Source organism: Citrobacter sp. Cpo090, from assembly GCF_030332665.1.
GTDB lineage: Bacteria > Pseudomonadota > Gammaproteobacteria > Enterobacterales > Enterobacteriaceae > Citrobacter > Citrobacter portucalensis.
In genome coordinates this window covers 1,612,613-1,639,222 of the sequence record NZ_JAOWHK010000025.1, presented here as the reverse complement: position 1 = coordinate 1,639,222, position 26,610 = coordinate 1,612,613, and the positions used below count along the sequence as shown (strand labels likewise).

Sequence of the window (26,610 nt, the reverse complement as noted above, 5' to 3'; positions counted from 1 at the left end):
GCTCGAAATCCTCACGTACTGCGTGTACGCTCCGGTTTCTGTGCGCTGCCCGAAACCAAACTGACTGCAACGATAACGCCCGAATATAACGTGTCAACCTCGCCGTCGCTGCGAGGTTGTGTTAGCATTATCCCCCTGTGAATCCACCCTCCAGCCTTTCAGAGCCTGCCAATGAGTTATCAGGTCTTAGCCCGAAAATGGCGCCCACAAACCTTTGCTGACGTCGTCGGCCAGGAACATGTGCTGACGGCACTGGCGAACGGCTTGTCGCTAGGGCGTATTCATCATGCTTATTTGTTTTCCGGCACCCGTGGCGTCGGGAAAACCTCTATCGCCCGTTTGCTGGCGAAGGGATTAAACTGTGAAACCGGCATCACCGCCACGCCGTGCGGCGTGTGCGATAATTGCCGGGAAATCGAGCAGGGGCGTTTTGTCGATCTGATTGAAATCGACGCCGCCTCACGCACCAAAGTCGAAGACACCCGTGACCTGCTGGATAACGTCCAGTATGCGCCTGCGCGTGGTCGCTTTAAGGTCTACTTGATCGATGAAGTGCACATGCTGTCGCGCCACAGTTTTAACGCCTTGCTGAAAACGCTCGAAGAGCCGCCCGCGCACGTTAAGTTCCTGCTGGCGACTACCGATCCGCAGAAGCTGCCGGTGACTATCCTGTCGCGCTGTCTGCAATTCCATCTTAAAGCGTTGGATGTCGAACAGATTCGCCATCAGCTTGAGCATATCCTCAAAGAAGAGCATATCGCCCATGAACCACGTGCACTGCAACTGCTGGCTCGCGCCGCGGACGGCAGCCTGCGTGATGCGCTGAGCCTGACCGATCAGGCGATCGCCAGCGGCGATGGTCAGGTCTCGACCGACGCGGTGAGCACCATGCTCGGCACGCTGGACGACGACCAGGCGCTCTCGCTCATTGAAGCGGTTGTGGCTGCGGACGGCGAACGCGTTATGGCGCTGGTGAACGACGCCGCCGCGCGCGGTATCGAATGGGAAGCGCTGTTGGTTGAGATGTCGGCTTTGCTGCATCGTATTGCCATGGTTCAGCTTTCGCCTGCCGCGCTCGGCAGCGATATGGCCGCCATTGAACAGCGTATGCGTGAACTGGCGCGAATTGTTCCGCCAACCGATGTGCAGCTTTACTACCAGACTTTGTTAATCGGGCGCAAAGAACTGCCGTATGCGCCGGACAGGCGAATGGGCGTCGAAATGACGCTGCTGCGTGCGCTGGCTTTTCATCCGCGCATGCCGCTCCCGGAACCTGAAGTCCCGCGACAGTCGTTTGCCCCGGTCGCACCCACTGCGGTGATGACTCCGACTCAGGTGCAGCAGCAGCCTGCGCCTGCTCAGCAGCAACAGAATGTGCCTCTCTCCGATGCCACCAGCCAGGTGCTGGCGGCGCGCAGTCAGCTGCAACGCGCTCAGGGAGCAACCAAAGCAAAAAAGAGTGAACCGGCAGCCGCTTCCCGCGCGCGGCCGGTGAATAATGCTGCGCTGGAAAGACTGGCTTCGGTGTCGGAACGTGTTCAGGCGCGTCCGGCAGTCTCTGCGCTGGAAAAAGCACCGGCGAAGAAAGAAGCGTATCGCTGGAAAGCGACCAATCCTGTTGCAGAAGTCAAAGAAGTCGTCGCCACGCCGAAAGCGCTGAAAAAAGCGCTTGAGCATGAAAAAACGCCGGAACTGGCGGCAAAGCTTGCGGCTGAAGCTATTGAACGCGACCCGTGGGCCGCCCAGGTGAGCCAGCTCTCGCTGCCTAAACTGGTGGAGCAGGTGGCGCTTAATGCCTGGAAAGAAGAGAATGGCAACGTGGTTTGCCTGCACCTGCGTTCCACGCAGCGACACCTTAATTCCAGCGGCGCGCAGCAAAAACTGGCTGAAGCACTGAGTTCCTTAACGGGGTCAACGGTTGAATTGACCATCGTTGAAGATGATAATCCAGCGGTGCGTACGCCGCTGGAGTGGCGTCAGGCCATTTATGAAGAGAAGCTCGCGCAGGCGCGTGAGTCGATTATTGCGGATAATAACATCCAGACGCTGCGTCGTTTTTTCGATGCGGAGCTGGACGAAGAGAGTATTCGCCCCATTTGATCGTGAACCTAATGGTTTGGCGGTCGTCATCCCTTAACGTGATTGAGAGAGAAGCCTATGTTTGGTAAAGGCGGTCTGGGTAACCTGATGAAACAGGCCCAGCAGATGCAAGAAAAAATGCAGCAGATGCAGGAAGAAGTCGCCAAGCTGGAAGTGACCGGCGAATCTGGCGCGGGTCTGGTAAAAGTGACCATCAACGGCGCGCACAACTGCCGTCGTGTGGAGATCGATCCAAGCCTGCTGGAAGACGACAAAGAGATGCTGGAAGACCTGGTTGCTGCGGCATTCAACGACGCTGCACGTCGCATTGAAGAGACGCAGAAAGAGAAGATGGCCTCTGTTTCCTCCGGAATGCAGCTGCCGCCTGGCTTTAAGATGCCGTTCTGATGCAAACCAGCCCGCTGTTAACTCAGCTTATGGAAGCACTGCGCTGTCTGCCGGGCGTTGGCCCGAAGTCGGCGCAGCGCATGGCGTTCACGCTACTTCAGCGCGATCGCAGCGGCGGGATGCGTCTGGCGCAGGCGTTAACGAAGGCAATGTCGGAAATCGGCCACTGTGCCGATTGCCGCACCTTCACTGAGCAAGACGTCTGCAACATCTGCTCGAACCCGCGTCGCCAGGAAAACGGTCAGATTTGCGTGGTGGAAAGTCCGGCGGACATCTACGCCATTGAGCAAACCGGGCAATTTTCTGGACGTTACTTCGTGCTGATGGGACACCTGTCGCCGCTGGACGGTATTGGCCCTGATGATATCGGGCTGGATCGTCTCGAACAGCGACTGGAGTCTGAGCACATCAACGAACTGATCCTGGCGACCAATCCCACGGTCGAAGGAGAGGCGACCGCCAACTATATTGCTGAGCTTTGTATGCAATATGGCGTTGAAGCCAGCCGTATCGCCCATGGCGTTCCGGTAGGCGGCGAGCTGGAAATGGTCGATGGCACTACGCTGTCGCACTCTCTGGCAGGACGACACAAGATTAAATTCTGAACAAACGGAGGCCGCGACGGCGGCTTCCGCTTGAAATCCTTCCCGCTTGTCCCCATTTCACCCTCAACGTGTTTTTACCATTGAAAATGGCATTGTTGAGGTAGATCTACATGAAAGGACAAGAAACTCGTGGTTTTCAGTCAGAAGTAAAACAGCTTCTGCACCTGATGATCCATTCTCTGTATTCCAATAAAGAAATCTTCCTGCGTGAGCTTATCTCTAACGCCTCGGATGCGGCAGACAAGCTGCGTTTCCGCGCCCTGTCTAACCCGGACCTGTATGAAGGGGACGGTGAGCTGCGTGTACGTGTTTCCTTCGATAAAGATAAGCGTACGTTGACCATTGCCGATAATGGCGTGGGGATGAACCGTGATGACGTTATCGATCATCTGGGGACTATTGCGAAATCCGGTACTAAATCTTTCCTCGAATCCATGGGTTCCGATCAGGCGAAAGACAGCCAGTTGATCGGCCAGTTCGGGGTAGGTTTCTACTCTGCGTTCATCGTGGCGGACAAAGTCACCGTGCGTACCCGCGCTGCGGGCGATAAACCGGAAAACGGCGTTTTCTGGGAATCTGCGGGCGAAGGCGAGTACACAGTTGCCGACATCACCAAAGACGATCGCGGCACCGAAATCACTCTGCACCTGCGCGAAGGCGAAGATGAGTTCCTTGATGACTGGCGCGTACGTTCCATCATCAGCAAATATTCCGACCATATCGCTCTGCCGGTAGAGATCGAAAAATCCGAAGAGAAAGACGGCGAGACCGTGGTTTCCTGGGAAAAGATCAACAAGGCGCAGGCGCTGTGGACCCGTAACAAGTCGGAAATCAAAGACGACGAGTACAACGAATTCTACAAGCACATCGCCCACGACTTCACTGACCCGCTGACCTGGAGCCACAACCGTGTGGAAGGTAAGCAGGAGTACACCAGCCTGCTGTACATCCCGTCCCAGGCTCCGTGGGATATGTGGAACCGCGATCACAAGCATGGTCTGAAACTGTACGTCCAGCGTGTGTTCATCATGGACGACGCCGAGCAGTTCATGCCGAACTATCTGCGCTTTGTCCGCGGTCTGATAGATTCCAACGATCTGCCGCTGAACGTTTCTCGTGAGATCCTGCAGGACAGCACCGTCACCCGTAACCTGCGCAGCGCGCTGACCAAACGCGTACTGCAGATGCTGGAAAAACTGGCGAAAGACGATGCGGAAAAATACCAGACCTTCTGGAAGCAGTTCGGCCTGGTGCTGAAAGAAGGCCCGGCTGAAGATCACGCCAACCAGGAAACTATCGCTAAGCTGATGCGCTTCGCGTCTACGCATACTGACTCCTCCGCACAGACCGTGTCGCTGGAAGACTACGTGTCGCGTATGAAAGAAGGGCAGGAGAAAATCTACTACATCACCGCAGACAGCTATGCGGCGGCGAAGAGCAGCCCGCACTTGGAACTGCTGCGTAAGAAAGGCATCGAAGTGCTGCTGCTTTCTGACCGCATCGATGAGTGGATGATGAACTACCTGACCGAGTTCGACGGTAAGGCATTCCAGTCCGTTGCCAAAGCTGACGAGTCCATCGACAAGCTGGCGGATGAAGTTGACGAATCGGCAAAAGAAGCGGAAAAAGCGCTGACGCCGTTCGTTGAGCGCGTGAAGACCCTGCTGGGCGACCGCGTAAAAGAAGTGCGTCTGACACACCGTCTGACCGACACGCCAGCCATCGTCACCACCGATGCAGACGAAATGAGCACCCAGATGGCGAAACTGTTTGCCGCTGCGGGCCAGGCCGTACCGGAAGTGAAATATATCTTTGAACTGAACCCGGACCACGTGCTGGTAAAACGCACGGCGGATACCCAGGATGAAGCGCAGTTTAAAGAGTGGGTCGAACTGCTGCTGGATCAGGCGCTGTTTGCTGAGCGCGGCACGCTGGAAGATCCGAACCAGTTCATCCGTCGTATGAACCAGTTGCTGGTGTCCTGATACCCGTAATGTGATGCCGGATGGCGCTAACGCTTATCCGGCCTACACTCTCGTCAATCTCATGCCGGATACGCGGTTTACACCGCGATCCGGCATTTTCTCGCCTTATTTTTAATTTTCCCACCGTTAACCGTTTCAGCGCCGGGCGTCTTTCTTGAGCCAATTGCGTGATGGTGGTATCGTTTAGCGCTTTTTAAAAAATATCGACAACCTTTAAGGGGATTTTCGTAATGCGTATCATTCTGCTTGGCGCTCCGGGCGCGGGTAAAGGAACTCAGGCTCAGTTCATCATGGAGAAGTATGGTATTCCGCAAATCTCCACCGGTGATATGCTGCGTGCCGCCGTGAAATCTGGCTCCGAGCTGGGCAAACAAGCGAAAGACATCATGGACGCCGGTAAGCTGGTGACTGATGAACTGGTGATCGCGCTGGTAAAAGAGCGTATTGCTCAGGAAGACTGCCGTAATGGTTTCCTGCTTGATGGCTTCCCGCGTACTATTCCGCAGGCAGACGCCATGAAAGAAGCGGGCATCAACGTGGACTACGTTCTGGAGTTTGACGTACCTGACGAACTGATCGTTGACCGTATCGTGGGTCGTCGCGTACACGCTGCTTCTGGCCGCGTTTACCACATCAAATTCAACCCGCCTAAGGTTGAAGGTAAAGACGACGTGACCGGCGAAGAGCTGACCACCCGTAAAGACGATCAGGAAGAGACCGTACGTAAGCGCCTGGTGGAATACCATCAGATGACCGCTCCGCTGATCGGCTACTACTCTAAAGAAGCGCAGGCGGGTAACACCAAATACGCGAAAGTTGACGGTACTCAGGCCGTGGCTGACGTGCGCGCAGCCCTGGAAAAAATCCTCGGCTAATTTTTTCGCGTAATAAACCTCTTATCAGGCCTGCCATTATCTCGTAGGCCTGATAAGCGCAGCGCCATCAGGCAAATTCTCGTCTTACCTCTCACAGCAATTAGTTATTCTTGATCGCTTTTCCGCTACAATTATCAACAATTTGAATCGATAAGAGGCGGTAATGCGTCAGACGAAAACCGGTATCCTGCTGGCAAACCTCGGCACTCCCGATGCCCCAACCCCCGAAGCCGTTAAGCGCTACCTGCGCCAGTTTTTAAGCGATCCACGCGTAGTTGATACGTCACCTGCACTGTGGTGGCCGCTGCTGCGCGGGGTGATTTTACCGTTGCGTGCGCCACGCGTAGCCAAGCTATACCAGTCAATCTGGATGGAAGACGGTTCCCCGCTGATGGTCTACAGCAAGGCACAACAGCAGGCGCTGGCAGAACGCCTACCAAATACCCCTGTCGCGCTGGGAATGAGCTACGGTTCGCCATCGCTCGAAAGCGCGGTCGATGAACTGTTGGCAAGCGGGGTTGAACACATGGTGGTGTTACCGCTGTATCCGCAATATTCCTGTTCAACTGTTGCAGCCGTCTGGGATGAACTGGCGCGTATCTTAGCGCGTAAACGCGGTATTCCTGGCGTTTCATTTATTCGTGATTACGCCGATGACAGCAGCTACATCGATGCGCTGGCGAAGAGTGCCCGGGATTCATTTGCTCAACACGGTGAACCTGATTTGCTGCTGCTCTCTTACCACGGCATTCCGCAGCGTTACGCCGATGAAGGCGATGACTACCCGCAGCGCTGTCGCGATACCACCCGTGAGCTGGTTTCAGCGCTTGGTCTGCCGCCAGAAAAAGTAATGATGACCTTCCAGTCTCGCTTTGGCCGCGAACCGTGGCTGACGCCGTATACCGACGAAACGTTAAAAATGCTGGCGGAGAAAGGGACACAACATATCCAGGTTATGTGTCCGGGCTTCTCGGCAGATTGCCTCGAAACGCTGGAAGAGATAGCGGTACAAAACCGGGAAATTTTCCTCGAGGCGGGCGGTAAGCAATATGAGTATATTCCGGCGCTTAATGCCGCACCGGAACATATTGAAATGATGGTTAAACTGACCGACGCTTACCGTTAAAGCTGGGCTCTGAAGTAACGAGCGCCTTCCCGCAACGCATCGTCGGCGGTTTTCATCATTCGCGAATAGTGCAGGAAGGCGTGCAGCGTGCCGGGGTACATTTTGTACTGACAGGGCTGCTGATGCGCCTGCAACGTCTGGAATAGTAAGCGGCTATCGTCAATCAGCGGATCAAATTCAGCGCCGGCGATAAAACACGGCGGCACGTCACGCGTCAGGTCGTTATTAAACAGGCAATAATACGGTGACTCGCGATCGTCAGCGCTACGCAGGTACGCGTTTTCGTACATCTGCAAGTCCTCGCGGGTTAACCCATCCCACGCTCCGCCCATCAGCCGTCGGCTCAGTGAATCCTGCAGGCCGTAAAGCCCATACCACAACAGCACTCCAGCCACCTTGCCGCAGACAATGCGTTTATCCCGCAGCCACAGCGCGCTGGCAAGCGCCAGCATGGCCCCGGCGGAATCACCCGCAAAACCAATATGATTCACATTAAGAGAATAGTCGCCAGCGTGCTGATGAAAATACTGGCAGACGGCGGCAATCTCTTCGATGGCTTGCGGGAAACGGGCTTCCGGCGCAAGCGAATAGTCGATACCAATTACAGTGCACTGCGTATAGCGCGCCAGCAAGCGCATAATACGGTCGTGGGTATCCAGATTACCGAGAATAAAACCGCCGCCGTGCAGGTAATATAGCGTTGCCTGGCTATGGGGTTGCGGAGCGTAGATGCGTGTGGCCACGGGGCCGCATGCGGTAGAAATAACGCATTCGCGGGTATCCATTTCTGGGGCATCGGCATTCCACAACTGCCGTTCATGAATGTAGTGTTGGCGCTGGGCCACGAAGTCATCGGCAGCGGGCCACGGCGGCAGATCGTCGCGATGAAAATTCACCACGCTTTTCATTTCATCCGAAATTCTGTCGAGTACGGGGATCTTGTTTTCCGGCTTCATAAAACGCTCCTTGTGAAGGTGAGTTATTGTAGAAATTACTCCCGTATAAACTGCGATCTCACCGTCTGATATTGAAACTTAGCGCTGCATCGCATGCGTGGCAGGGAATGTGCTACCATGCATCGCTCAGTTAACCACCCGTAAAATCGACCATGAAATTTCCCGGTAAACGCAAATCCAAACACTATTTTCCCGTCAGCGCGCGCGATCCGTTGCTGCAACAAATTCAGCCAGAAAATGAAACCAGCGCAGCCTGGGTGGTGGGCATCGACCAGACGCTGGTGGATATTGAAGCCAAAGTGGATGATGATTTTGTAAAACGTTATGGATTAAGCGCCGGGCACTCTCTGGTGATTGCCGATGATGTTGCTGAAGCGCTCTACCAGGAACTGGTGCGTGAAAATTTGATCACCCATCAGTTTGCGGGCGGTACTATCGGTAACACGATGCACAACTACTCCGTACTGGCGGATGACCGCTCGGTGCTGCTGGGCGTGATGTGCAGCAATATCGAGATTGGCAGCTATGCGTACCGCTATTTATGCAATACCTCCAGCCGTACCGACCTGAACTACCTGCAAGGCGTTAACGGACCGATTGGCCGCTGCTTTACGCTGATTGGCGAGTCAGGTGAGCGTACCTTCGCAATCAGCCCTGGGCATATGAATAAACTACGGGCGGATAGCATCCCTGAATCGGTGATTGCCGGCGCGTCCGCGCTGGTGCTGACGTCCTATCTGGTGCGCTGCGAACCGGGTGAGCCGATGCCGGAAGCGACCATGAAGGCGATTGAATATGCCAAAAAACACAATGTGCCGGTGGTTCTGACCCTGGGCACCAAATTCGTCATTGCCGATAACCCACAGTGGTGGCAGGCATTCCTGAAAGAGCATGTCTCTATTCTGGCGATGAATGAAGAAGAGGCCGAAGCGCTGACCGGCGAAAACGATCCGCTGCTGGCGTCTGACAAGGCGCTGGATTGGGTGGATCTGGTGCTGTGCACTGCGGGGCCGGCGGGTCTGTATATGGCGGGCTTTACGGAAGAAGAAGTCAAACGTAAAACCCAGCATCCGCTGCTGCCCGGTGCTATTGCCGAATTTAACCAGTACGAATTCAGCCGCGCCATGCGCCATAAAGACTGTACCAATCCGCTGCGCGTGTATTCGCACATCGCACCGTATATGGGCGGGCCTGAAAAGATAATGAATACCAACGGCGCGGGTGATGGCGCGCTGGCGGCATTGCTGCATGATATTACCGCCAACAGCTATCACCGCAGCAACGTGCCTAACTCCAGCAAGCACAAGTTCACCTGGCTGACCTATTCGTCGTTAGCCCAGGTGTGTAAGTATGCTAATCGCGTGAGTTATCAGGTGCTGAACCAGCATTCACCGCGCCTGACGCGCGGTTTGCCGGAACGTGAAGACAGTCTCGAAGAGTCGTACTGGGACCGTTAAATCTTGCATAGGCCGGATAAGCAATAGCGCTATCCGGCACGGACATTAACTGGCCGTAGCAACTTCACCTGCAGGCGGCGTTTCAATTAGCTCCAGCATGGTGCGGGCGATTTCACGCTCACCCATGACGACCTGGTTGGCGCCGCGTTCGGTAATATATTCCACCTCATCGTCATAATGCGCACGGGCGATAATCTCAATCGACGGGCATTTCTCACGTGCAGAAGCGACAATTTCACCCGCTTCATAACCATTGGGAATGGTCAGCAGCAGCCAGCGCGCGCAGTCCAGATGCGCCAGATTCATAATCTCTTCGTTGGCGGCATTTCCCAGCACAGCGCGGATCCCACGCTCGCGCAGTTCATCCACCCGGGTACGTGAGGTTTCAATAACCACCAGCGGGATCCCCGCAGCCATCAATTTCTCACCCAGCAGGCTGCCGACGCGGCCAAAGCCAACCAGCAAGGCGTGATTGCAGATATCCACCGGAATTTGCTTCTCTTCTTCGATAGCCTCTTCCAGCGTCTGCTCTTCCAACGTTTCTGTTTTGGCGAGGTATTTTTCTAACACCGCGAACAGCACCGGGTTGAGCATGATGGACAGGATTGCCCCAGCCAGCACCAGATTCTGTCCGGCCTGCGGCAGCAGGTTTAGCGCCATTCCCAGACCCGCCAGGATAAAGGCAAATTCACCAATCTGCGCCAGGCTGGTGGCAATGGTGAGCGCCGTACGTTGGGAGTGACCAAACAGACGCACCAGGAAATAGGCGGCAAGGGATTTACCAAAGATAATAATCGCCAGCGTGCCCAGTACCGCCAACGGCTGCTGGATCAGAACTAACGGATCGAACAGCATCCCGACGGAAACAAAGAACAGCACGGCGAACGCATCGCGCAACGGCAGGGTATCATGGGCCGCACGGTGGCTCAGTTCAGATTCATTCAGCACCATACCGGCGAAGAACGCGCCCAGCGCAAAGGAGACATCGAACAGCTCTACTGCGCCAAAGGCGATACCTAAGGCGAGAGCGAGGACTGAGAGGGTAAACAGTTCGCGCGAACCGGTTGCGGCGCTGCGGGCCATAATCCACGGTACCAGGCGACGACCCACCAGCATCATAATCGCGATAAACGCCACCACCTTACCGATGGTAATGCCCATATCGACGGCCAACGAGGCGAAGCCAACATCTTCTTTTTCCAGCATCCCGGCGACGGCTGGCAGGAGAACCAGCGTCAGTACCATCATCAGATCTTCGACAATCAGCCAGCCAATGGCAATTTGCCCGCGCTGGCTGTCAATGAGCTGTCGTTCCTCAAGCGCACGCAGTAGCACCACGGTACTGGCGGTTGAAAGACACAGACCAAACACGATCCCTACCATCAGCGACCAGCCTAATACGGCTGAAAGCGCCATACCCAGCAGCGTTGCCACTGCTATCTGGGCAATCGCACCGGGAATGGCGATAGACTTTACCGCCATCAAATCCTTCAACGAAAAGTGCAGTCCCACGCCGAACATCAGCAGAATAACGCCAAGCTCGGCCAGCTCAGGCGCGAGCTTAGTATCAGCAACAAAACCAGGTGTAAATGGACCGGCCAGAACGCCCGCTAACAGATATCCCACCAGAGGAGAAATACGTAGTTTATTGGCAATCATGCCTAATATAAAAGCGAGCACAAGGCCGCCGACAATGGTGGTGATAAGCGGGGTGGCGTGATGCATTCCGTCTCCTTTGGTTGCTGTGATGATCCTAAAAACCCAAACTACGAGTAATAGTTTATGACAATTTTAATGTTTATGTTTATGAATAATTATTGAATTTTGAAGAAAACGGGATTTTACGCGCAAAAAAGCACGGATCGGAAAAGTACAGCGATATATGAGAGGTAAAGGCTGATGGCTACTGTAAGTAATGACGGCCAAAGTTTACTTTTGGCCGTCAGAAAATCAGGCTTTGTGTCGGTTATCAGGTAAGAATATGGTCAGTATCCCCAGAAGTGGCAGGAAAGCACATATTTTGTAGACCAAATCGATGCTGGTATGGTCGGCTATCAGCCCTAGCACCGCGGCTCCCAAGCCGCCCATGCCGAAGGCAAAACCGAAAAATAGCCCAGAAACCATGCCGATACGCCCAGGAAGCAGCTCCTGCGCGTAGACCAAAATGGCAGAAAACGCCGATGCGAGGATAAAACCAATGATCACGGTTAAAATCCCGGTCCATTCCAGCGTTGCGTAGGATAAAACGAGGGTAAATGGCGCAACGCCGAGGATAGAGCCCCAAATAACATATTTTCTGCCAATTTTATCGCCTAATGGTCCGCCAATCACCGTCCCGGCCGCGACGGCAAACAGGAAAGCAAACAGGTGAAACTGGGCGTTTTGTACCGATAATCCGAATTTTTGCATCAGATAAAAGGTGTAATAGCTGCTGATGCTCGCCATATAGAAGTATTTGGAGAAAATCAGTACCAGCAGGATGCTTACTGCCAGCACCACTTTATTGCGCGGTAACGGATTTACGATGGCGACTTTCGGTTTTCCTTTACTCATCCGATGCTGCGCAGCGTACCAACGGCTGATTTGTGCCAGGACGACAATCGCTAATAACGCAGCCAGAACAAACCAGGCCACATTACCCTTACCATATGGCGCGATGATGACAGCTGCCAGCAAGGGTCCCAAAGAGCTACCGAAGTTACCGCCAACCTGGAAAATTGACTGTGCCAGGCCATGACGACCGCCGGAGGCCATGCGTGCCACGCGGGACGATTCAGGATGAAATACCGAAGAGCCGGTGCCAACCAGCGCCGCGGCGAGCAGCACCATATGGAAACTGCCGGCCATGGCCAGCAAAACAAGCCCGCTCAGCGTGAAGCACATCCCAATGGGCAGCGACCACGGCATCGGGTATTTGTCCGTCCAGTAACCCACCACCGGTTGCAGCAGCGAAGAAGCAAGCTGGAAGGTTAGGGTGATCATCCCGATCTGCATAAACGTCAGCGAGAACTCTGACTGCAATAGCGGATAAATCGCCAGGATCAGCGACTGAATCATATCGTTTAGCAAATGGGAGAGGCTGATCGCTCCTAAAATGCCAAATGAGGTGCGTGCTTTAGCAACCGACGCTGACGCGCCAGCCACAGGCGGGGTTGGTTCACTTATTGCCATAGAAAGTCACTTCTGTTTGGGTTGCGATTATGAGGGTAATCTATTTTGTTATTATTACCTGACTAACATACCTGCGGAAGGTGTTTGAAGGAAGTCTCATTTCTGAAAACATTTTCGACTATTATTTCATATCATTGTAATTTCAGTTGTTGATTTTGGCTCAGGGAGAGAAATATGAAGTTTTTAAAACGGGGCGTGGCGCTGGCGTTATTCGCCGCATTTACGCTGGCAGGTCAGCCTGCACAGGCGTACGAAAAAGATAAAACCTACAAAATTACCATTCTGCATACCAACGATCATCACGGTCACTTCTGGCGCAGCGAATACGGAGAGTACGGGCTGGCGGCGCAAAAAACGCTGGTGGACGGTATTCGTAAAGAGGTGGCAGAGGAAGGGGGCAGCGTACTGTTGCTTTCCGGTGGCGACATTAATACCGGCGTACCGGAGTCCGATCTGCAGGATGCGGAACCTGATTTTCGTGGGATGAACCTGATTGGCTATGACGCAATGGCAGTCGGAAACCACGAGTTTGATAATCCTATGACCGTATTGCGCCAGCAGGAAAAATGGTCCAAATTCCCTTTTCTCTCGGCCAATATCTATCAGAAAAGCACCGGCGAGCGTTTATTTAAGCCGTGGGCCATCTTCAAGCGCCAGGATTTAAAAATTGCCGTACTCGGTTTAACCACTGACGATACCGCTAAAATAGGCAACCCCGAGTTCTTTACCGATATTGAGTTCCGTAAACCTGCTGATGAAGCCAAACTGGTTATCCAGGAACTGAATATGGGTGAAAAGCCAGACATCATTATCGCGACCACCCATATGGGACATTATGACAACGGCAACCACGGTTCGAACGCCCCCGGCGATGTCGAAATGGCGCGTAGCCTGCCGGCGGGATCGCTGGCGATGATTGTCGGTGGTCACTCGCAGGATCCGGTGTGTATGGCTTCAGAGAACAAGAAGCAGGTTGATTACGTACCGGGTACGCCGTGTGCGCCAGACAAGCAAAATGGGATCTGGATTGTGCAGGCGCATGAGTGGGGGAAATACGTGGGCCGGGCGGACTTTGAGTTCCGTAACGGCGAAATGAAAATGGTTAACTACCAGCTCATTCCCGTCAACCTGAAGAAAAAAGTGACCTGGGACAACGGTAAAAGTGAGCGCGTACTCTACACCCCGGAAATAGCTGAAAATCAGCAAATGCTTTCGTTGCTGACGCCGTTCCAGAATAAAGGTAAAGCGCAGCTCGACGTGAAAATCGGTAGTGTTAATGCGCGCCTCGAAGGCGACCGAAGCAAAGTCCGTTTCGTGCAGACCAACATGGGACATTTGCTGCTGGCTGCGCAAATGGCGCGAACCAGCGCTGATTTTGGCGTGATGAGCGGCGGCGGTATCCGTGATTCCATCGAAGGTGGCGATATCACTTATAAGAGCGTGCTGAAAGTACAGCCGTTCGGAAACATCGTGGTGTATGCAGACATGAGTGGGAAAGAGGTGATTGACTATCTGGCCGCGGTGGCGCAAATGAAGCCGGACTCCGGGGCCTATCCGCAGTTTGCTAACGTCAGCTTTGTGGCGAAAGATGGCAAGCTTAACGATTTGAAAATCAAAGGCGAACCCGTTGACCCAGCCAAAACCTATCGTATGGCGACCCTGAGCTTCAACGCGACCGGCGGCGATGGCTATCCGCGAATTGATAACAAACCAGGCTATGTGAATACCGGGTTTATTGATGCGGAAGTGCTGAAAGAGTACGTGCAGAAGAACTCACCGCTGGATGCCAGTATGTATGAGCCGAAGGGTGAAGTTACCTGGCAGTAACAGGGCTATTTTGTTCGCCATTTTGAACGCGGGCAGTGCTCGGACAAAACTCACAGAGTTTTGAACGCCCATCAGGGCGGCCCGGAGGGGGAGCGTAGCGAATAATCCTCACGTACTACATGTACGCTCCGGTTCCTGCGCGCTGGCCGCGTCCAAACTGCCTTCACCAATAACGCCCTGTTGAGTATTCGATTTGTAGGCCTTAAAGCTGGGCGCCATCAGGCAATCATTCTAAAATCGCTTAATCACGGCGGGCGATGTCGGCGAATTTCGCATCCAGAATTTTCGCCAGATCGCCCGCTGCCAGTTCGATATCCAGCCCGCGTTTGCCGCCGGAAACATAAATGGTGTCAAACGTCTGGGCAGGAGCATCAATGAGCGTTGGCAATCTCTTTTTCTGTCCTAATGGGCTGATCCCCCCCACCAGATAACCGGTGGTTCGTTGCGCAACCATTGGATCGGCCATATCGACCTTTTTAGCCCCCAACGCCTTAGCGACCTTTTTGAGATCCAATTGACCGGCTACAGGCGTGACCGCAACCGCCAGATGCTTCATATCGCCATTCACGGCAACCAGCAGCGTTTTGTAGACCTGGTCCGCATTCAGACCTAACTTGCGCACCACTTCATCACCAAAGTTCGTCTCGGACGGATCGTGATCGTAGGTGTGGATCTGGAAAGAGATTTTGTTTTTTTCGAGTAATTTAACGGCGGGTGTCATAGCAATTTTCCTGGACCAGACAAAATACGACTCAAGCATACGCCTGATGTCTGTCTAAAAAATAGTACCATCTTGCGCAATAGTATTGGCAGGATGATGACTTTGAGCGACAATCGAACTACACCGATGCTTTAAGCATTGGGATCATAATAATGATGAAATTCCTCTTTGACGGGCCAATAGAAATATTGGCCATTTTTTTTACCGTAACATCTCCGGCAAATTTCCTTCTCCGTACAGATGCAACGCGCCAACGGCCACGACGTAATGACCAGCAGGCATCGCTCTGAGCCGATCGCGCCAGGCGGTGTTGCGTTGATGCATCAATACGTCATACAACGACTGGCTAAAGGTATTGGGAAGCGTCAGTTCGCTATTGCGTGGTGGTGTTTTAAGCCACCAACCCATCATCTGTTGCAACAATCTGGCATTGGTATGCCAGTGCGTCAGAGTATCGTCCAACAGGGCCAGCCCGTTATCAGGTAACTGACATAACAGCTCGATTTGGCTGGATGCGCCTTCCAGTTCGATGACGGGTTTATGCGCTTGTTTTGCCGCTTTCAGCAATTGGTAATCAATTCCGTATTCCGCCCGTAGCCCCAACTGCTGTGCCTGTGTCGCCTGTAATATCATGGCGATTTGCCACAACGGCTGGGTAGACAGCAGAGAAGGGGAAATCCCCAGTTCGCTGGTGACTTTACGCAGGTTTTCTAACTGCTCCGGGCTGATACGTTCTTCGAGTGCGGCAAATGTAGGAAGGTTAGCAAACGGCGCGTCGTCACCGGAAACATCTGCTTCGACAATCAGCGCGTCGGCATGGTTGAGTTTTTTGAGTAATTTGGCAGGCAGAGGTGCCATATCGCGACTGCCCATGTGAATACTGCCAATCAGATGAAAATGGCGGTTGCCGGGCAATGAAATGTCGATGGCAGGCCAGGTATAGTGGTTGCCGCGTAGCGCGGTGAAAAATGTTTTTACCCGGTATAACAGATCCATACGACCTCCCTAAGTAGACTTTCATGCTAGCGCGTGGTCCAGGAAGGTGCAATGCGAGAATCGCCGGATGGCGACGCGAAATCGTCTTATCCGGCCTACAATGTTACCTGCACTTTGTAGGCCGGATAAGCGTGAGCGCCATGCGGCAGAGGGTTACTCTTTCGGTTTGAAGCGCAGCAGTCGGTTAGCGTTGCTCACCACAGTAATGGAGGAGAGCGCCATCGCCGCCCCTGCAACGACCGGATTCAGCAGTGTTCCGGTGAACGGCCACAGGATCCCAGCGGCAACGGGGATACCGATGCTGTTATAAATAAACGCGCCGACCAGGTTCTGCTTCATATTACGCAGCGTTGCCCGGGAGATAGACAGCGCATCCGCAACGCCCATCAGGCTATGACGCATCAGCGTAATCGCGGCGGTTTCAATCGCCACATCGCTGCCGCCACCCATGGCAATTCCGACATCGGCCTGAGCCAGCGCAGGTGCATCGTTGATACCGTCACCCACCATGGCAACCTGACGCCCCTGGCTTTGCAGACGTTTAATCGCCTCGGCTTTACCATCCGGCAGAACACCGGCAATCACCTCATCAATACCGGCTTCTTTGGCAATAGCGTTAGCCGTGGTTGGGTTGTCACCGGTAAGCATCACCAGACGATACCCGTTGCGGTGCAGGCGCTGAAGTGCTGCCACGCTGTCGCTACGCAGTGGATCACGCACCGCTAACAGCGCCGCCGCTTTGCCATCAATCGCCAACAGGACCGGGGTTGACCCCTGGGATGCCTGAGCGGTGATTTCAGCTTCCATTTCAGTGGTATCTACCTGCTGTTCATTAAGCAGCGCCTGGTTACCCAGCAGCAGCGTATGACCCTCTGTTTCGCCACTGACGCCTAAACCACGCAGCGTACGGAAACCATTGACCTGTGGCAGCGTAACATCACCGGCTTTGTCCAGTATCGCTCTGGCCAGCGGGTGGCTGGAGCCCTGTTCAAGGGCTGCTGCCAGACGAATTGCCAGCGCTTCATCGGTGTTGCCAAACGTTTTGATGGCGACAACCTGCGGTTTACCTTCTGTCAATGTCCCGGTCTTATCAAACACGACGGTATCGAGCGTGCTGGCGCGCTGCAGCGCATCGGCATCACGTACCAGAACCCCAAACTCAGCGGCACGACCCACACCGGAAATAATCGACATTGGCGTTGCCAGGCCCAGCGCACAAGGGCAAGCAATAATCAGTACGGTGGTGGCTATCACCAGCGTATAAACAATTTGTGGTGCCGGCCCGAAGAAATACCAGATTGCCGCACTCACCAGCGCAATGACGACGACGACCGGAACGAACACTGAGGAGATACGGTCAGCCAGTTTACCAATCTCCGGTTTACTGCTTTGCGCCTGGCGCACCATACGAATAATGCGTGACAGTGTGGTGTGGCTGCCAACGGCACTGGCGCGGAACAGCACGCTGCCGTCCTGTACGACCGTACCGGCGTGGACGCTATCGCCTTCGCCTTTTTGTTGCGGAATAGGCTCTCCGGTCAGCATGGCTTCATCCAGCCAGGCTTCGCCCTGAGTGATTTCGCCATCTACCGGAACGCGGTCACCGGTGGTCAGGCGCAGCAACATTCCCGCCTGAACGTCTGCCAGCGGCACGTTCTTTTCACCTTCGTCGGTAACAACACGCGCGGTCGGTGGTGTCAGATCGAGTAATTTTTCCAGTGCTTTGGACGAGCGCTGACGAGCCCGCGCTTCCAGCATGTGCCCGAGGTTAATCAGACCGATAATCATCGCACTGGCTTCATAATAGAGGTGTCTTGCTTCCATCGGGAACCATTGCGGCCAGAGGTTGACGCTCATGGAATAAAGCCATGCCACCCCCGTACCCAGCGCCACCAGTGTATCCATGGTCGCGGTGCCGTTCATCAGGCTTTTCCACGCATTGCGGTAAAAATGACCGCCCGCGAAAACCATCACGGCAAGCGTTGCCAGACCAATCGTCAGCCACAGGCTGCGGTTGTCGGCAGTGACCATCATGTTTTCACCAATCATTCCCCATACCATGACAGGGATACCCAACAGCAGCGCGACGGCCGCCTGCCAGCGAAAACGTTTCATGGTTGCCACGGCGGTTTCTTGCTGACGCTCGCGGCGCTTAACATCATCTTCAATAGCTTCTGCGCCGTAGCCCGCTTTCTCCACCGCTTTCACTAATTGGTCGGCGGACGCACTGCCCATTACCAGCGCAGTTCGTTCCGCCAGGTTTACCCGTGCCTGCGTGACACCCGGTACGCTTTGCAGAGCATCTTGTACGCGGATAACACAGCTGGCGCAGCTCATGCCGTTTAACAGCAACTGTTGGCTGTCATCATCAGCCGTAGCTGCCGGAAGCTCGGAAGGGACCGCTGCCAGTGCTTCCGACGGGATTGATGACTCCGTCAGCGGTTTAGCCTTTGGGTGGCTTAACTCCGCGCCGTAACCGGCTTGTTTGATGGTTTCAATCAGCGCTTCAGCACTGGCGCTCCCGGTGATGTGCGCTTCAGTCACAGTGACATCCGCTTGCTCAACGTCCGGACGTTGTTCCAGACTCTCTTTAACGCGTTTTACGCAGTGACCACAGGACAAGCCGTCCAGGGTTAGATCGATTGTTTGAGACATAACCAACTCCTTTATTGCAGGATTAACTGACTGTGATAAAGGTTAAACCTTCCATCTAGGGGAAGGTCAAGCATTTAGATCGCTGATTGAGAATCGATTTTTAAATCAGCGTTCACACTTCGAAAAAGTGTCCACAAAACAAAGATAAAGCCTTGCGAAATCTGCAGGGCTTTTTTTGTTGCATCAGTTGACTAATTTTAGATAAAGGAATTATAAATGTTTGTTTTATAACTATATGAAAATATAGGATAAAAATATAAAAATAAAGGGTGGAAATATGAAGCAATACTTTTACTAACAGCAACGTGCATTATCGCTCTTGTGTTCCCCCTCAGCCTTGCTGAGGGGAGTACACGTACTGTTATTGATTGAGAACAATAAGCGGCGTTTGATGCTCCGGTTCATTCATCACCGTGAGATCGGCACCGTACAGTGCATTTAGCGACGATTGCTGCAGAACATCCTGCGGACGACCGTTATCAACTATCCTGCCGCGTTCCATCAATACCACGCGGTCAGCATAGCGCGCCGCAAGGTTGAGATCGTGCAGGACGCAGCAGACGCTGAACTGTCGTTCACCTACCAGATGACGCAGCAGACGAAAAAGATGCTGTTGGTGGTGAATATCCAGGGCGGAGGTGGGTTCATCGAGAAACAGCCATTTTGGCCTGGGTTCGGGCTCCCAAAGCTGAACCAGCAGGCGCGCCAGCTGTACCCGCTGTTGTTCTCCTCCCGACAGATGTCGGTAATCGCGCGTGGCCAGCGCCTGACAGTCACACAATGTCATGATGTGCTCCGTTTCATCTCCCGTGTTGCGCGTACGATACGGATGCCTGCCCATGCGGATGACCTCCTGCACGCTAAACGGGAAGGCCATATGACTGTTCTGGCGCATCACGGCGCGGGTTTTTGCCAGCTCGGTGATTGACCACTCGTTCAGCGGCTTGCCAAACAAGCTACAACGCCCGCTGTGGGGCTGCAGATAGCCCGTAAGCTGGCGAAGCAGCGTCGATTTTCCGGCCCCATTCGGACCAAGAATCGCGATGATTTCTCCATCAGGTAGCGTCAGAGAAACGTCATCGGTCAGTCGTCTGCCCTGAATGTGGTAGACCAGATTTTCAGCGACGATCATGACATCCTCCGGCTACGCAGTATTAACCACAGGAAATACGGTCCGCCGATCAGGCTGGTTAACAGGCCAACGGGCATTTCGGCAGGCTGAACAAGTGTGCGGGCCAGCGTGTCGGCAATCAGCAGTAAACAGGCGCCGGCCAGCGTAGAGCAGGGAATCAACCAGCGATGATCGGCGCCGGTAGTCATTCTGATCAGATGCGGGATCACTAGGCCAATAAAGCCAATCACGCCGCTGACGGAAACGGCAGCACCGACAAGGAGCGAGCTGAGCAACAGTAGCTGCTGGCGCTTACGTTTGACGTTTACGCCGAGGTAATGCGCCTCTTCATCACCCAATTGCAGCAAATTAAGCGTTCCCGCCAGACAGACAGTGACAGCAATGGCTGGAAGAATAAACGTGCTGGCAACCAGCAGCGTTGGCCACTGGGCCTGGCCGAGACTCCCCATCATCCACAGCGTAAGTTGACGTAGCTGCTGTTCGTCGCCCACATAGCTCAGCACACCAATAGCCGAACCGCACAGAGCATTGATAGCGATACCGGCTAACAGCAGTTGCATCATTCCGCCGTGGTTATGACGCTGGCTTATCAGGAAAATAATCGTGCAGACCACCATGCTGCCCGCGACGGCAAAAATCATCTGCTCATACAACACCAGCACTACGGGGAATGAAAAGGGGATAATTATCGCGATGCCGACCATCAGCGCGGAGCCGCTGCTGACGCCAAGCAGGCCAGGATCGGCCATTGGATTGCGAAAAAGCCCCTGCATAATGACCCCTGCCGTAGCCAGCGCAGCACCGACCAAAACGGCCAGCAGCACGCGGGGCAGGCGGATGTTCAACCAGATATCACGGTATTCGTCGTTGAACAGGGCGTTGAAGCTAATGTTCAACGCCCCCTGGCTGGCACCGAACAGCATCAGAGCGACCAGCAAGAGAGAAAGGCCCGTCAGAATGCTGACGGAAGAAAGCGAGTCCTTAAGCACGCAACGCTCCATAACGTCTTTGCGGCGCGAAATTTCCGCGCCGCGAGGGGTTTACGCGGGTTTCAGTCCCGGCTCAACTAAACTGTAAATCTGGTTATTGAGTGCCGGCGCCGTGGCCAGTTCGTGAATGTGCCTGGCAACATCTGCGCGCATCACAAAGCCATGACACTCCTCGGCCTGTATTCGTTGCGCCAGGCCTGTGGCTTCACCGTTCAGCAAACCGCCGGGGCGGAGAATGGCGTAGTCCAGTTGACTGGTTTGTAGCCAGCTTTCAGCCAACGATTTTTCCCGTACGGCCTGGCCAAATGCGGCCCTGGCGCGCGGGGACAAAAAGGGCCAACTGTCGCCACAGCCCAGGGAGGTGACCAGAATCATGCGTTTGATCTCAGCTTTTTCTGCTTCATCAATGACGGTTCTGTGCGCCAGATAATCCTGGGCACCACCCATGGAGGAGATCACCGTGGCATGCTGACCCGCTGCGCGACAGGCACAGGCGGTGACCTGGCTGTCGCAAGCATCGCCAATAAAGACCTGCACACCTTTTTCCTGCAGCCCGGCAGCGACCTGGGGATTGCGAACGACGGCAATCACTGGACGATGCTCCGCCAACGCGAGTTCCAGCGTTTTCGCGCCGACGCCGCTACCACCTGCACCAAAAATGAGCCATGGAGCCATCAGGCATGTTCCTTTAAAGATGAAGACAACGCGTGAAAGGCGCTGACCTGTTCGGCCAGTAGCTGTCGATGCTCATCGCGACCGAGGAAGATTTTGAACATAGTGCTACCCGCCTGGTTGAAGAAGAGAATGGACGCGGTGTCCATTCCCATAAATTTGCGTTCAATCAGAGCAATATGCGTGCAGTTTTCTGCCTTGATATGCCCGGTCATGCCTTTTTTTCCGCGCAGGTTGAAGTAACCGTGGCGGTGGAATCCGGAAGGTAATTCACCGGTGAATTCCAGAATGACATCAGCAGTATGGACCAGGGTGGTGACTTTGCCCCATTCGCAGACGGTTTCCCAGACGGTATCAAATTGACTGCCGGAAACCAGCGTCGGGGAAGGGAGGTTTTTCACCACCTCCAGCAATGTAGTGTTGTACTGGGCTGCGATAGCTTCCAGCGTACCGTCCGGCTCAGTTTTCAAAAAATCCTGTAAAGAGACATGGCTCATAATTCACTCCTTTTATGGTTGCTCTACCGCAATGCGCGGCGCGTTAAGTGCCTGAATCAGTTCATCAAGAGACTGCAAAATATTGCTCGCCCAAAAACGCCCTTCATTAGTCAGGCGTACACAGGTGCTGGCATCTCGCGTCAGTCCTGCGTGATGCCATTGGGTCAGTAGCGGGGCCAGTTTTTGTGCATGAGGCGTCAGTTCATCCAGCGGAACGCGGGCCGTCTCAATACCGGCCTGGAGAGTGTGTCGCCACTGGAAACCACGCTCGGCGGTGCGCATCATCATCATTAGCGGTTTTTTTCCGGCGGCGATAGATTCATGCCATGTATTCAGGTTGCGCTCGACCATCCAGGAATAGCCATTGACTGACCCTCCTGCGCCAGAGCCGAATGCCAGACAGTCTGCACCCTGTTTAATCAGCAGGTTATACAGATTGCGTTCCCGTGTGGTACGCGCCCAGTGGCTGTTGCTGATGCAGCGCCAGCCCGCGCTGTCCATGAAATCGCAGCCCTGAAGATAGAGATCGCGGCGTTCGGCGGGAGAGGGAACGGTTGTGCGCCCGGTTTCAACCGCTTTGCCAAGCGGTGTATTAGGGATCAGATTCAGCGCATAAAGATCTACGCCATCGAGGCCGATGTCGCGAGCAATCGCCAGATCCTCGCCCCACAGTTTTGCGTCTTGTCCTGGCAGACCAAACAGCAGATCGCACACCACGGCGGCACGATCCCGTTTTACCAGTCCCTGCATAAAGGCCGTCGCAGTCGGGCCGTCCGAAGTACGCGCCATTTTCTTGCGAATTCGGCTGTTAAAAGACTGAATACCGATTGAAAATCGATTGGCGCCAGCGTCAAGGCAGGCATCGATTCGCGCATCGTCAAAATTGAGCACTCGCCCCTCAATGGTGATTTCGCAGTCCGGCGCCAGCGGTAGCTTGTCACGCAGCGCGGTGATGATTCTGGCCAGGTCCTGTGCAGACAGCGCAGAAGGCGTACCGCCGCCAAAATAGACGGCGTGAATGGGGGCCGACTGATGTAATGCGCTATCAGCTTCCATCTCTATTTCGCGCAACAGCGCTTTGGTGTAGCGGGCGCAGTTGTCTTCTTCAAACCGGTTTTGATAAAAACCGCAGAAAGTACAATGTGTTGCACAAAAAGGGATATGCAAGTACACCAGCCGTTTACGCGGCGGGGTTGGCTGGCTGATGACCTCCTGCCAGGTTTGTGACAATAGCTCTTTGGCAACCGGGATCGCCCCACGCCAGGGCATCGTGGCGCGGCGATCCTTAAATGGCTGACTTCCCTCGAGCGCAAAATGCGCGGTGAGATCCAGCGAGTGTTCAGTTTTCATTCTTCTTAATAAATCCAGTTAGTGAGGCCAGAATTGCTGGTGTAGGGCTTCAACCGCATCGGCGACGCGAGGTCCCATCCCCAGAATCAGCGCCTGGTCTACCGCCACAATGCGCTGGTTTTTCCAGGCCGCAGTATGGGTAATACCGGCAATTGCGCTCAGACGAGCCAGATCGCCATCCACCATTTGCGACGTCACCACGATCACTTCCGGGTTGGCAGCGATCAGTGACTCCGCGCTGTAGCTTTTATACTGCGCGTGGGTGGCGACATTTTGTGCGCCTGCGAGGGTCATAATGGCATCGGCAACGCTGCCTTTTCCGGCGACCTGCGGCGCACTGCCGCCAGCAGAGAGAATGAACATCGCTTTTACCGGCGCGTTTTTCGCCGCCACGCTGTGCTGAACACGCTCCAGACGTTGCTGCAGGCGATTGACTAACGCCTCGCCTTGGTCAGAAATGTGCAGTGTTGTAGCCAGTTCCCGAATGTTGGCGTACATCTGTTCGACGGTGGCCGGTACGCGCGGCAACGTCACGACGTTAACCTTTTGCGCCCGCAGCTGATCCAACACGATTTGGGGACCTGCATCCTGCCAGGTGATAAAGCTGTCCGGATGCAGCGATAAAATGCCCTCGCTGCTTAACTGCTTCCAGTAGCCGATATGCGGGAGTGCGGCAGTTTCGGGCGGATACGAGGTGGTTTCATCAACGCCGACCACCCGGTTGCCGACGCCCATGGCGTATATCAGTTCGCTAAGCGAGCCGCCCGCCACCACCAGGCGGTCGGCGGACTGGGCACTGAAAACGCAGGCGAGGCTCAGTAAGCCAATCATGAGTTTTTTCATCGTCAGAAATTCCACGCAAAGCCAACGGCGGCATTGAAACCAGCGTCTGGGATAGATTCATGTGCGGTTCTGTAACGCTTGTCGGTCAGGTTGTTGAGCGCGAGGTTGACCTGATACTGGTCCTGCGGACCGAACTCGGTGTTGAATGCGAGGTTAAGTGTGGCCCAGCCTGGGTAGTTAATTTCCGTGGCGCCGGTATTATCTTTAGCGCTGGACGCCGCGCGGATAAAGGCATCGGACGTCACGTTAGCGACATTCATCAACCAGGTATGTTTCAGGCCGACGCGCCCGGTCAGCGTGGGTTCGCCGGTATCCCAGGTTTTTAGGGTATTGCCTTCGTACTGACGGCGAATGAGATTACCGCTCAGGTAGGGTGAAACCGCCCAGCCGTTGTATTCTGCGGTGAGTTCCATGCCCCAGGTTTTGGCCCGATCGATGTTTTCGTAGTAGTAATAGCCGCCCCGTGAAGAGGTGGTATTACCGCTGCAAACGGGTTGGCCTGAACAGGCCAGGCTGGCGATATAGTCTTTGGCTTCGGAGTAATAAATGGCGCCGTCAATCAGCCACATATTCCCTTTATACCGTGCGCCCAGCTCATAGTTATTCGAGTGTTCCGCCTTCAGGTTTGGGTTGCCGTAGGTCACGCTTCCGCCTGCGGACGTCTGCATAAACAGCTGAGTCAGCGTGGGGAAGACGTAGCCTTGGGCATATGCTGCCCGGAGTTCAAGATCTTTAAAACCGGAATAGCGTAGGTTGGTTGAGGTCACCAGTTCATCATCGTGTACTGAATTTCCCCCGGTGGATTGCCAGGTGCTGCCGCTGCTTTGCAGGGTTTGCGTATCGTTGCGATTGAGCTTCGAAGACAGCCAGTACTGACGTGCGCCAACGGTCCACGTCCAGTTATCGGCAAAGCGCCAGTCGTTTTGCGCGAACAATGAGGTGTTGCTTTGCTCCGCTTCGTTGTATGACAGGGTACGGGTTTGCGTATCGAAGAAGCCAGTAGCTGCGGTCTGGCGCGTACTGCCGTCCGTGTCCTGTTTGATTTTGTCATGCTGATATTGAGTGCCAATCACCAGTTCGTTGTTAGCGGGAAGGGAGAAATTGCCCTGCAGCGTTACTCCCTGGGTATACTGTTTGTCGTTGGTATTGGTTTGATTGTTTATCGTCAGCGCTTTAATCGCCGGGCTGGGGATTACCTGGGTCGTTTTGACCCGGTTTTCAAATTTGCGCTCTATTGTCTGGGTGTATGCGTCAACATGGATTTTCTTCAGGTAATCTCCGTCGGCCGCATAGTCGTAGAAAAGACCGATTTTCTCGCGTTCCAGCTTAGGTATTTTGACGCTAAAGTCGTCGAACTGGCCCTCTGGATCGTCAAACCAGGTTTGAGTAGACAGTTTGTACCGATCGAGGGAGAGTCCGATTTTATGGCGATCGAAGTTGTAGCCAAGCCATACGCCCTGGCCGTTATTACGGAAGTTGGTGTCGGGCAATCTTCCGTCAGGCGTATCGCGGTCCCCCTGGTCGGAATAGCTGCCATTGATGCGGTAGTCAAAGTTTCCGATGCTGCCCCAGGCCGCTGCTGATTCTTCCCATCCTGCCGTTGCGGAGTTATAAACGGCCTTAACGCTGCCGCCGAGAGGCTTATCGCCGCCTTTTTTGGTAATAAAGTTCACGACGCCGCCAATCGCCTGCGAACCGTAGAGGACAGAGTAGGGGCCTTTGACCACTTCAATTCGTTCCAGTGCGGATTCGTCAATCAGCAAACCGGCTCCGTAGTTTTGTCCGGCGCGCTGGTAGCTGACGACCTGACCGTCTATCAAAATCAGCACCCGCGAAGAGGCTTCGCCACGGATACGAATTTGTTTCCGACCAGCAAGGGCGTTATCGGTGACTTCGACGCCGGGAATATCTTGTAAATCATCAGCAATAGAAACGCTGGTGGAGTTTTGCAGCGTCTGGCGATCGATAACCTGAATAGTTGCCGGGCTATCCCAGAGACTACTTTCAGAGCGGTTAGCCGTGACGATCACCGTATCATCGTCGGGCGTTGAAGCGTGTGTTGTAGAGGTAGCTGCAGAAGCAGCGCCGGACATGCATAATGTCAGGGCTGAAAGAATAAATGGCCTTTGGTTAATCCGTGGCAACATAAGAGAACCTTTATTGAATGTAAATGATCATCATTATCATTCGCGTTTATATATAAAATTGTTTCCTTTTGTTCAAGACGAAAGGTGCAGAACCAATACACCTTTTGATTTGAGTCAAT

General features: G+C 54.2%; 21 protein-coding genes and 1 other annotated feature. Of the genes, 8 read left to right on the top strand and 13 right to left on the bottom strand.

The genetic code is table 11. From position 1 onward, the window contains the following. The first annotated feature begins 171 nt into the window (after positions 1–171). The 6 genes from dnaX to hemH all read left to right on the top strand — a co-directional run bounded on the left by dnaX (position 172) and on the right by hemH (position 7,078). Positions 172–2,100, top strand: coding sequence for a DNA polymerase III subunit gamma/tau (gene dnaX / locus OGY83_RS10555; protein ID WP_286635835.1), 1,929 nt, complete (start codon positions 172–174; stop codon positions 2,098–2,100). Continuing rightward, positions 1,433–1,497, top strand: a sequence feature (DnaX frameshifting element). It overlaps the preceding gene by 65 nt. 57 nt (positions 2,101–2,157) lie before the next feature. Next, complete coding sequence (locus OGY83_RS10550) at positions 2,158–2,487, top strand: YbaB/EbfC family nucleoid-associated protein (protein ID WP_003021764.1); 330 nt, start codon at positions 2,158–2,160, stop codon at positions 2,485–2,487. Beyond that, positions 2,487–3,092: a recombination mediator RecR gene (gene recR / locus OGY83_RS10545; protein ID WP_032942553.1), complete on the top strand. Its 606-nt coding sequence runs from the start codon at positions 2,487–2,489 to the stop codon at positions 3,090–3,092. The genes OGY83_RS10550 and recR overlap by 1 nt, the downstream gene beginning before the upstream one ends. A 110-nt stretch (positions 3,093–3,202) precedes the next feature. After that, positions 3,203–5,077, top strand: coding sequence for a molecular chaperone HtpG (gene htpG, locus OGY83_RS10540; RefSeq protein ID WP_032942554.1), 1,875 nt, complete (start codon positions 3,203–3,205; stop codon positions 5,075–5,077). A 230-nt stretch (positions 5,078–5,307) separates the two neighbouring features. After that, positions 5,308–5,952 carry an adenylate kinase gene (adk, locus tag OGY83_RS10535; protein WP_003021773.1) on the top strand — a complete coding sequence of 215 codons (645 nt, stop codon included), beginning with the start codon at positions 5,308–5,310 and terminating at the stop codon, positions 5,950–5,952. A gap of 163 nt (positions 5,953–6,115) precedes the next feature. Continuing rightward, positions 6,116–7,078 (top strand): ferrochelatase, encoded by a 963-nt coding sequence (gene hemH, locus OGY83_RS10530; protein ID WP_079938352.1) that lies wholly within the window; start codon positions 6,116–6,118, stop codon positions 7,076–7,078. On the opposite strand, the gene aes is transcribed toward hemH, so the two are convergent. Beyond that, on the bottom strand, positions 7,075–8,034 hold the full coding sequence (gene aes / locus OGY83_RS10525) for an acetyl esterase (RefSeq protein WP_079938351.1): 960 nt from the start codon (positions 8,032–8,034) through the stop codon (positions 7,075–7,077). The two genes, hemH and aes, sit on opposite strands and share 4 nt — an antisense overlap. 152 nt (positions 8,035–8,186) lie before the next feature. Between aes and gsk the strand changes: the two genes are divergently transcribed. Then, on the top strand, positions 8,187–9,491 hold the full coding sequence (gene gsk / locus OGY83_RS10520) for an inosine/guanosine kinase (protein ID WP_003021781.1): 1,305 nt from the start codon (positions 8,187–8,189) through the stop codon (positions 9,489–9,491). A 45-nt stretch (positions 9,492–9,536) separates the two neighbouring features. On the opposite strand, the gene ybaL is transcribed toward gsk, so the two are convergent. Both ybaL and OGY83_RS10510 read right to left on the bottom strand, forming a co-directional pair. Beyond that, on the bottom strand, positions 9,537–11,216 hold the full coding sequence (gene ybaL, locus OGY83_RS10515) for a YbaL family putative K(+) efflux transporter (protein WP_003021783.1): 1,680 nt from the start codon (positions 11,214–11,216) through the stop codon (positions 9,537–9,539). Positions 11,217–11,441: 225 nt separating this feature from the next. Next, the gene (locus OGY83_RS10510) at positions 11,442–12,662 is read right to left on the bottom strand and encodes an MFS transporter (protein ID WP_286635834.1); all 1,221 of its coding nucleotides are present in this window, start codon (positions 12,660–12,662) and stop codon (positions 11,442–11,444) included. A 174-nt stretch (positions 12,663–12,836) separates the two neighbouring features. Here OGY83_RS10510 and ushA point away from each other — a divergent pair, with 174 nt between their 5' ends. Further along, a complete protein-coding gene (gene ushA / locus OGY83_RS10505) occupies positions 12,837–14,489 on the top strand; it encodes a bifunctional UDP-sugar hydrolase/5'-nucleotidase UshA (protein ID WP_286635833.1) in 1,653 nt (550 codons plus the stop codon). Between the two features lie 241 nt (positions 14,490–14,730). Here the strand turns inward: ushA and ybaK are convergent, their stop codons facing one another. From ybaK to OGY83_RS10455, 10 genes are all read right to left on the bottom strand, one after another. Further along, entirely contained in the window at positions 14,731–15,210 is a 480-nt protein-coding gene (gene ybaK, locus OGY83_RS10500) for a Cys-tRNA(Pro)/Cys-tRNA(Cys) deacylase YbaK (RefSeq protein ID WP_003831056.1), read from the bottom strand. A 201-nt stretch (positions 15,211–15,411) separates the two neighbouring features. After that, positions 15,412–16,206 (bottom strand): TraB/GumN family protein, encoded by a 795-nt coding sequence (locus OGY83_RS10495; RefSeq protein WP_286635832.1) that lies wholly within the window; start codon positions 16,204–16,206, stop codon positions 15,412–15,414. 153 nt (positions 16,207–16,359) lie between these two features. After that, the gene (copA, locus tag OGY83_RS10490; RefSeq protein ID WP_032942557.1) at positions 16,360–18,861 is read right to left on the bottom strand and encodes a copper-exporting P-type ATPase CopA; all 2,502 of its coding nucleotides are present in this window, start codon (positions 18,859–18,861) and stop codon (positions 16,360–16,362) included. A 361-nt stretch (positions 18,862–19,222) separates the two neighbouring features. Next, on the bottom strand, positions 19,223–19,993 hold the full coding sequence (locus OGY83_RS10485; RefSeq protein ID WP_286635831.1) for a heme ABC transporter ATP-binding protein: 771 nt from the start codon (positions 19,991–19,993) through the stop codon (positions 19,223–19,225). Beyond that, positions 19,990–20,982 carry a FecCD family ABC transporter permease gene (locus OGY83_RS10480; protein WP_286635830.1) on the bottom strand — a complete coding sequence of 331 codons (993 nt, stop codon included), beginning with the start codon at positions 20,980–20,982 and terminating at the stop codon, positions 19,990–19,992. The genes OGY83_RS10485 and OGY83_RS10480 overlap by 4 nt, the downstream gene beginning before the upstream one ends. 51 nt (positions 20,983–21,033) lie before the next feature. Continuing rightward, complete coding sequence (chuY, locus tag OGY83_RS10475; RefSeq protein ID WP_286635829.1) at positions 21,034–21,657, bottom strand: anaerobilin reductase; 624 nt, start codon at positions 21,655–21,657, stop codon at positions 21,034–21,036. Further along, entirely contained in the window at positions 21,657–22,151 is a 495-nt protein-coding gene (hutX, locus tag OGY83_RS10470; protein ID WP_286635828.1) for a heme utilization cystosolic carrier protein HutX, read from the bottom strand. The genes chuY and hutX overlap by 1 nt, the downstream gene beginning before the upstream one ends. A 12-nt stretch (positions 22,152–22,163) precedes the next feature. Continuing rightward, a complete protein-coding gene (gene hutW / locus OGY83_RS10465) occupies positions 22,164–23,501 on the bottom strand; it encodes a heme anaerobic degradation radical SAM methyltransferase ChuW/HutW (protein ID WP_286635827.1) in 1,338 nt (445 codons plus the stop codon). Between the two features lie 18 nt (positions 23,502–23,519). Then, complete coding sequence (locus OGY83_RS10460) at positions 23,520–24,344, bottom strand: heme/hemin ABC transporter substrate-binding protein (protein WP_079938342.1); 825 nt, start codon at positions 24,342–24,344, stop codon at positions 23,520–23,522. Positions 24,345–24,346: 2 nt separating this feature from the next. Continuing rightward, positions 24,347–26,491: a TonB-dependent receptor plug domain-containing protein gene (locus OGY83_RS10455; RefSeq protein WP_286635826.1), complete on the bottom strand. Its 2,145-nt coding sequence runs from the start codon at positions 26,489–26,491 to the stop codon at positions 24,347–24,349. Positions 26,492–26,610 lie beyond the last annotated feature (119 nt).

Coding starts and splice junctions, on each gene's coding strand:
- dnaX (WP_286635835.1), top strand. CDS start 172: ATGAGTTATCAGGTCTTAGCCCGAAAATGGCGCCCACAAACCTTTGCT.
- OGY83_RS10550 (WP_003021764.1), top strand. CDS start 2,158: ATGTTTGGTAAAGGCGGTCTGGGTAACCTGATGAAACAGGCCCAGCAG.
- recR (WP_032942553.1), top strand. CDS start 2,487: ATGCAAACCAGCCCGCTGTTAACTCAGCTTATGGAAGCACTGCGCTGT.
- htpG (WP_032942554.1), top strand. CDS start 3,203: ATGAAAGGACAAGAAACTCGTGGTTTTCAGTCAGAAGTAAAACAGCTT.
- adk (WP_003021773.1), top strand. CDS start 5,308: ATGCGTATCATTCTGCTTGGCGCTCCGGGCGCGGGTAAAGGAACTCAG.
- hemH (WP_079938352.1), top strand. CDS start 6,116: ATGCGTCAGACGAAAACCGGTATCCTGCTGGCAAACCTCGGCACTCCC.
- aes (WP_079938351.1), bottom strand. CDS start 8,034: ATGAAGCCGGAAAACAAGATCCCCGTACTCGACAGAATTTCGGATGAA.
- gsk (WP_003021781.1), top strand. CDS start 8,187: ATGAAATTTCCCGGTAAACGCAAATCCAAACACTATTTTCCCGTCAGC.
- ybaL (WP_003021783.1), bottom strand. CDS start 11,216: ATGCATCACGCCACCCCGCTTATCACCACCATTGTCGGCGGCCTTGTG.
- OGY83_RS10510 (WP_286635834.1), bottom strand. CDS start 12,662: ATGGCAATAAGTGAACCAACCCCGCCTGTGGCTGGCGCGTCAGCGTCG.
- ushA (WP_286635833.1), top strand. CDS start 12,837: ATGAAGTTTTTAAAACGGGGCGTGGCGCTGGCGTTATTCGCCGCATTT.
- ybaK (WP_003831056.1), bottom strand. CDS start 15,210: ATGACACCCGCCGTTAAATTACTCGAAAAAAACAAAATCTCTTTCCAG.
- OGY83_RS10495 (WP_286635832.1), bottom strand. CDS start 16,206: ATGGATCTGTTATACCGGGTAAAAACATTTTTCACCGCGCTACGCGGC.
- copA (WP_032942557.1), bottom strand. CDS start 18,861: ATGTCTCAAACAATCGATCTAACCCTGGACGGCTTGTCCTGTGGTCAC.
- OGY83_RS10485 (WP_286635831.1), bottom strand. CDS start 19,993: ATGATCGTCGCTGAAAATCTGGTCTACCACATTCAGGGCAGACGACTG.
- chuY (WP_286635829.1), bottom strand. CDS start 21,657: ATGGCTCCATGGCTCATTTTTGGTGCAGGTGGTAGCGGCGTCGGCGCG.
- hutX (WP_286635828.1), bottom strand. CDS start 22,151: ATGAGCCATGTCTCTTTACAGGATTTTTTGAAAACTGAGCCGGACGGT.
- hutW (WP_286635827.1), bottom strand. CDS start 23,501: ATGAAAACTGAACACTCGCTGGATCTCACCGCGCATTTTGCGCTCGAG.
- OGY83_RS10460 (WP_079938342.1), bottom strand. CDS start 24,344: ATGAAAAAACTCATGATTGGCTTACTGAGCCTCGCCTGCGTTTTCAGT.
- OGY83_RS10455 (WP_286635826.1), bottom strand. CDS start 26,491: ATGTTGCCACGGATTAACCAAAGGCCATTTATTCTTTCAGCCCTGACA.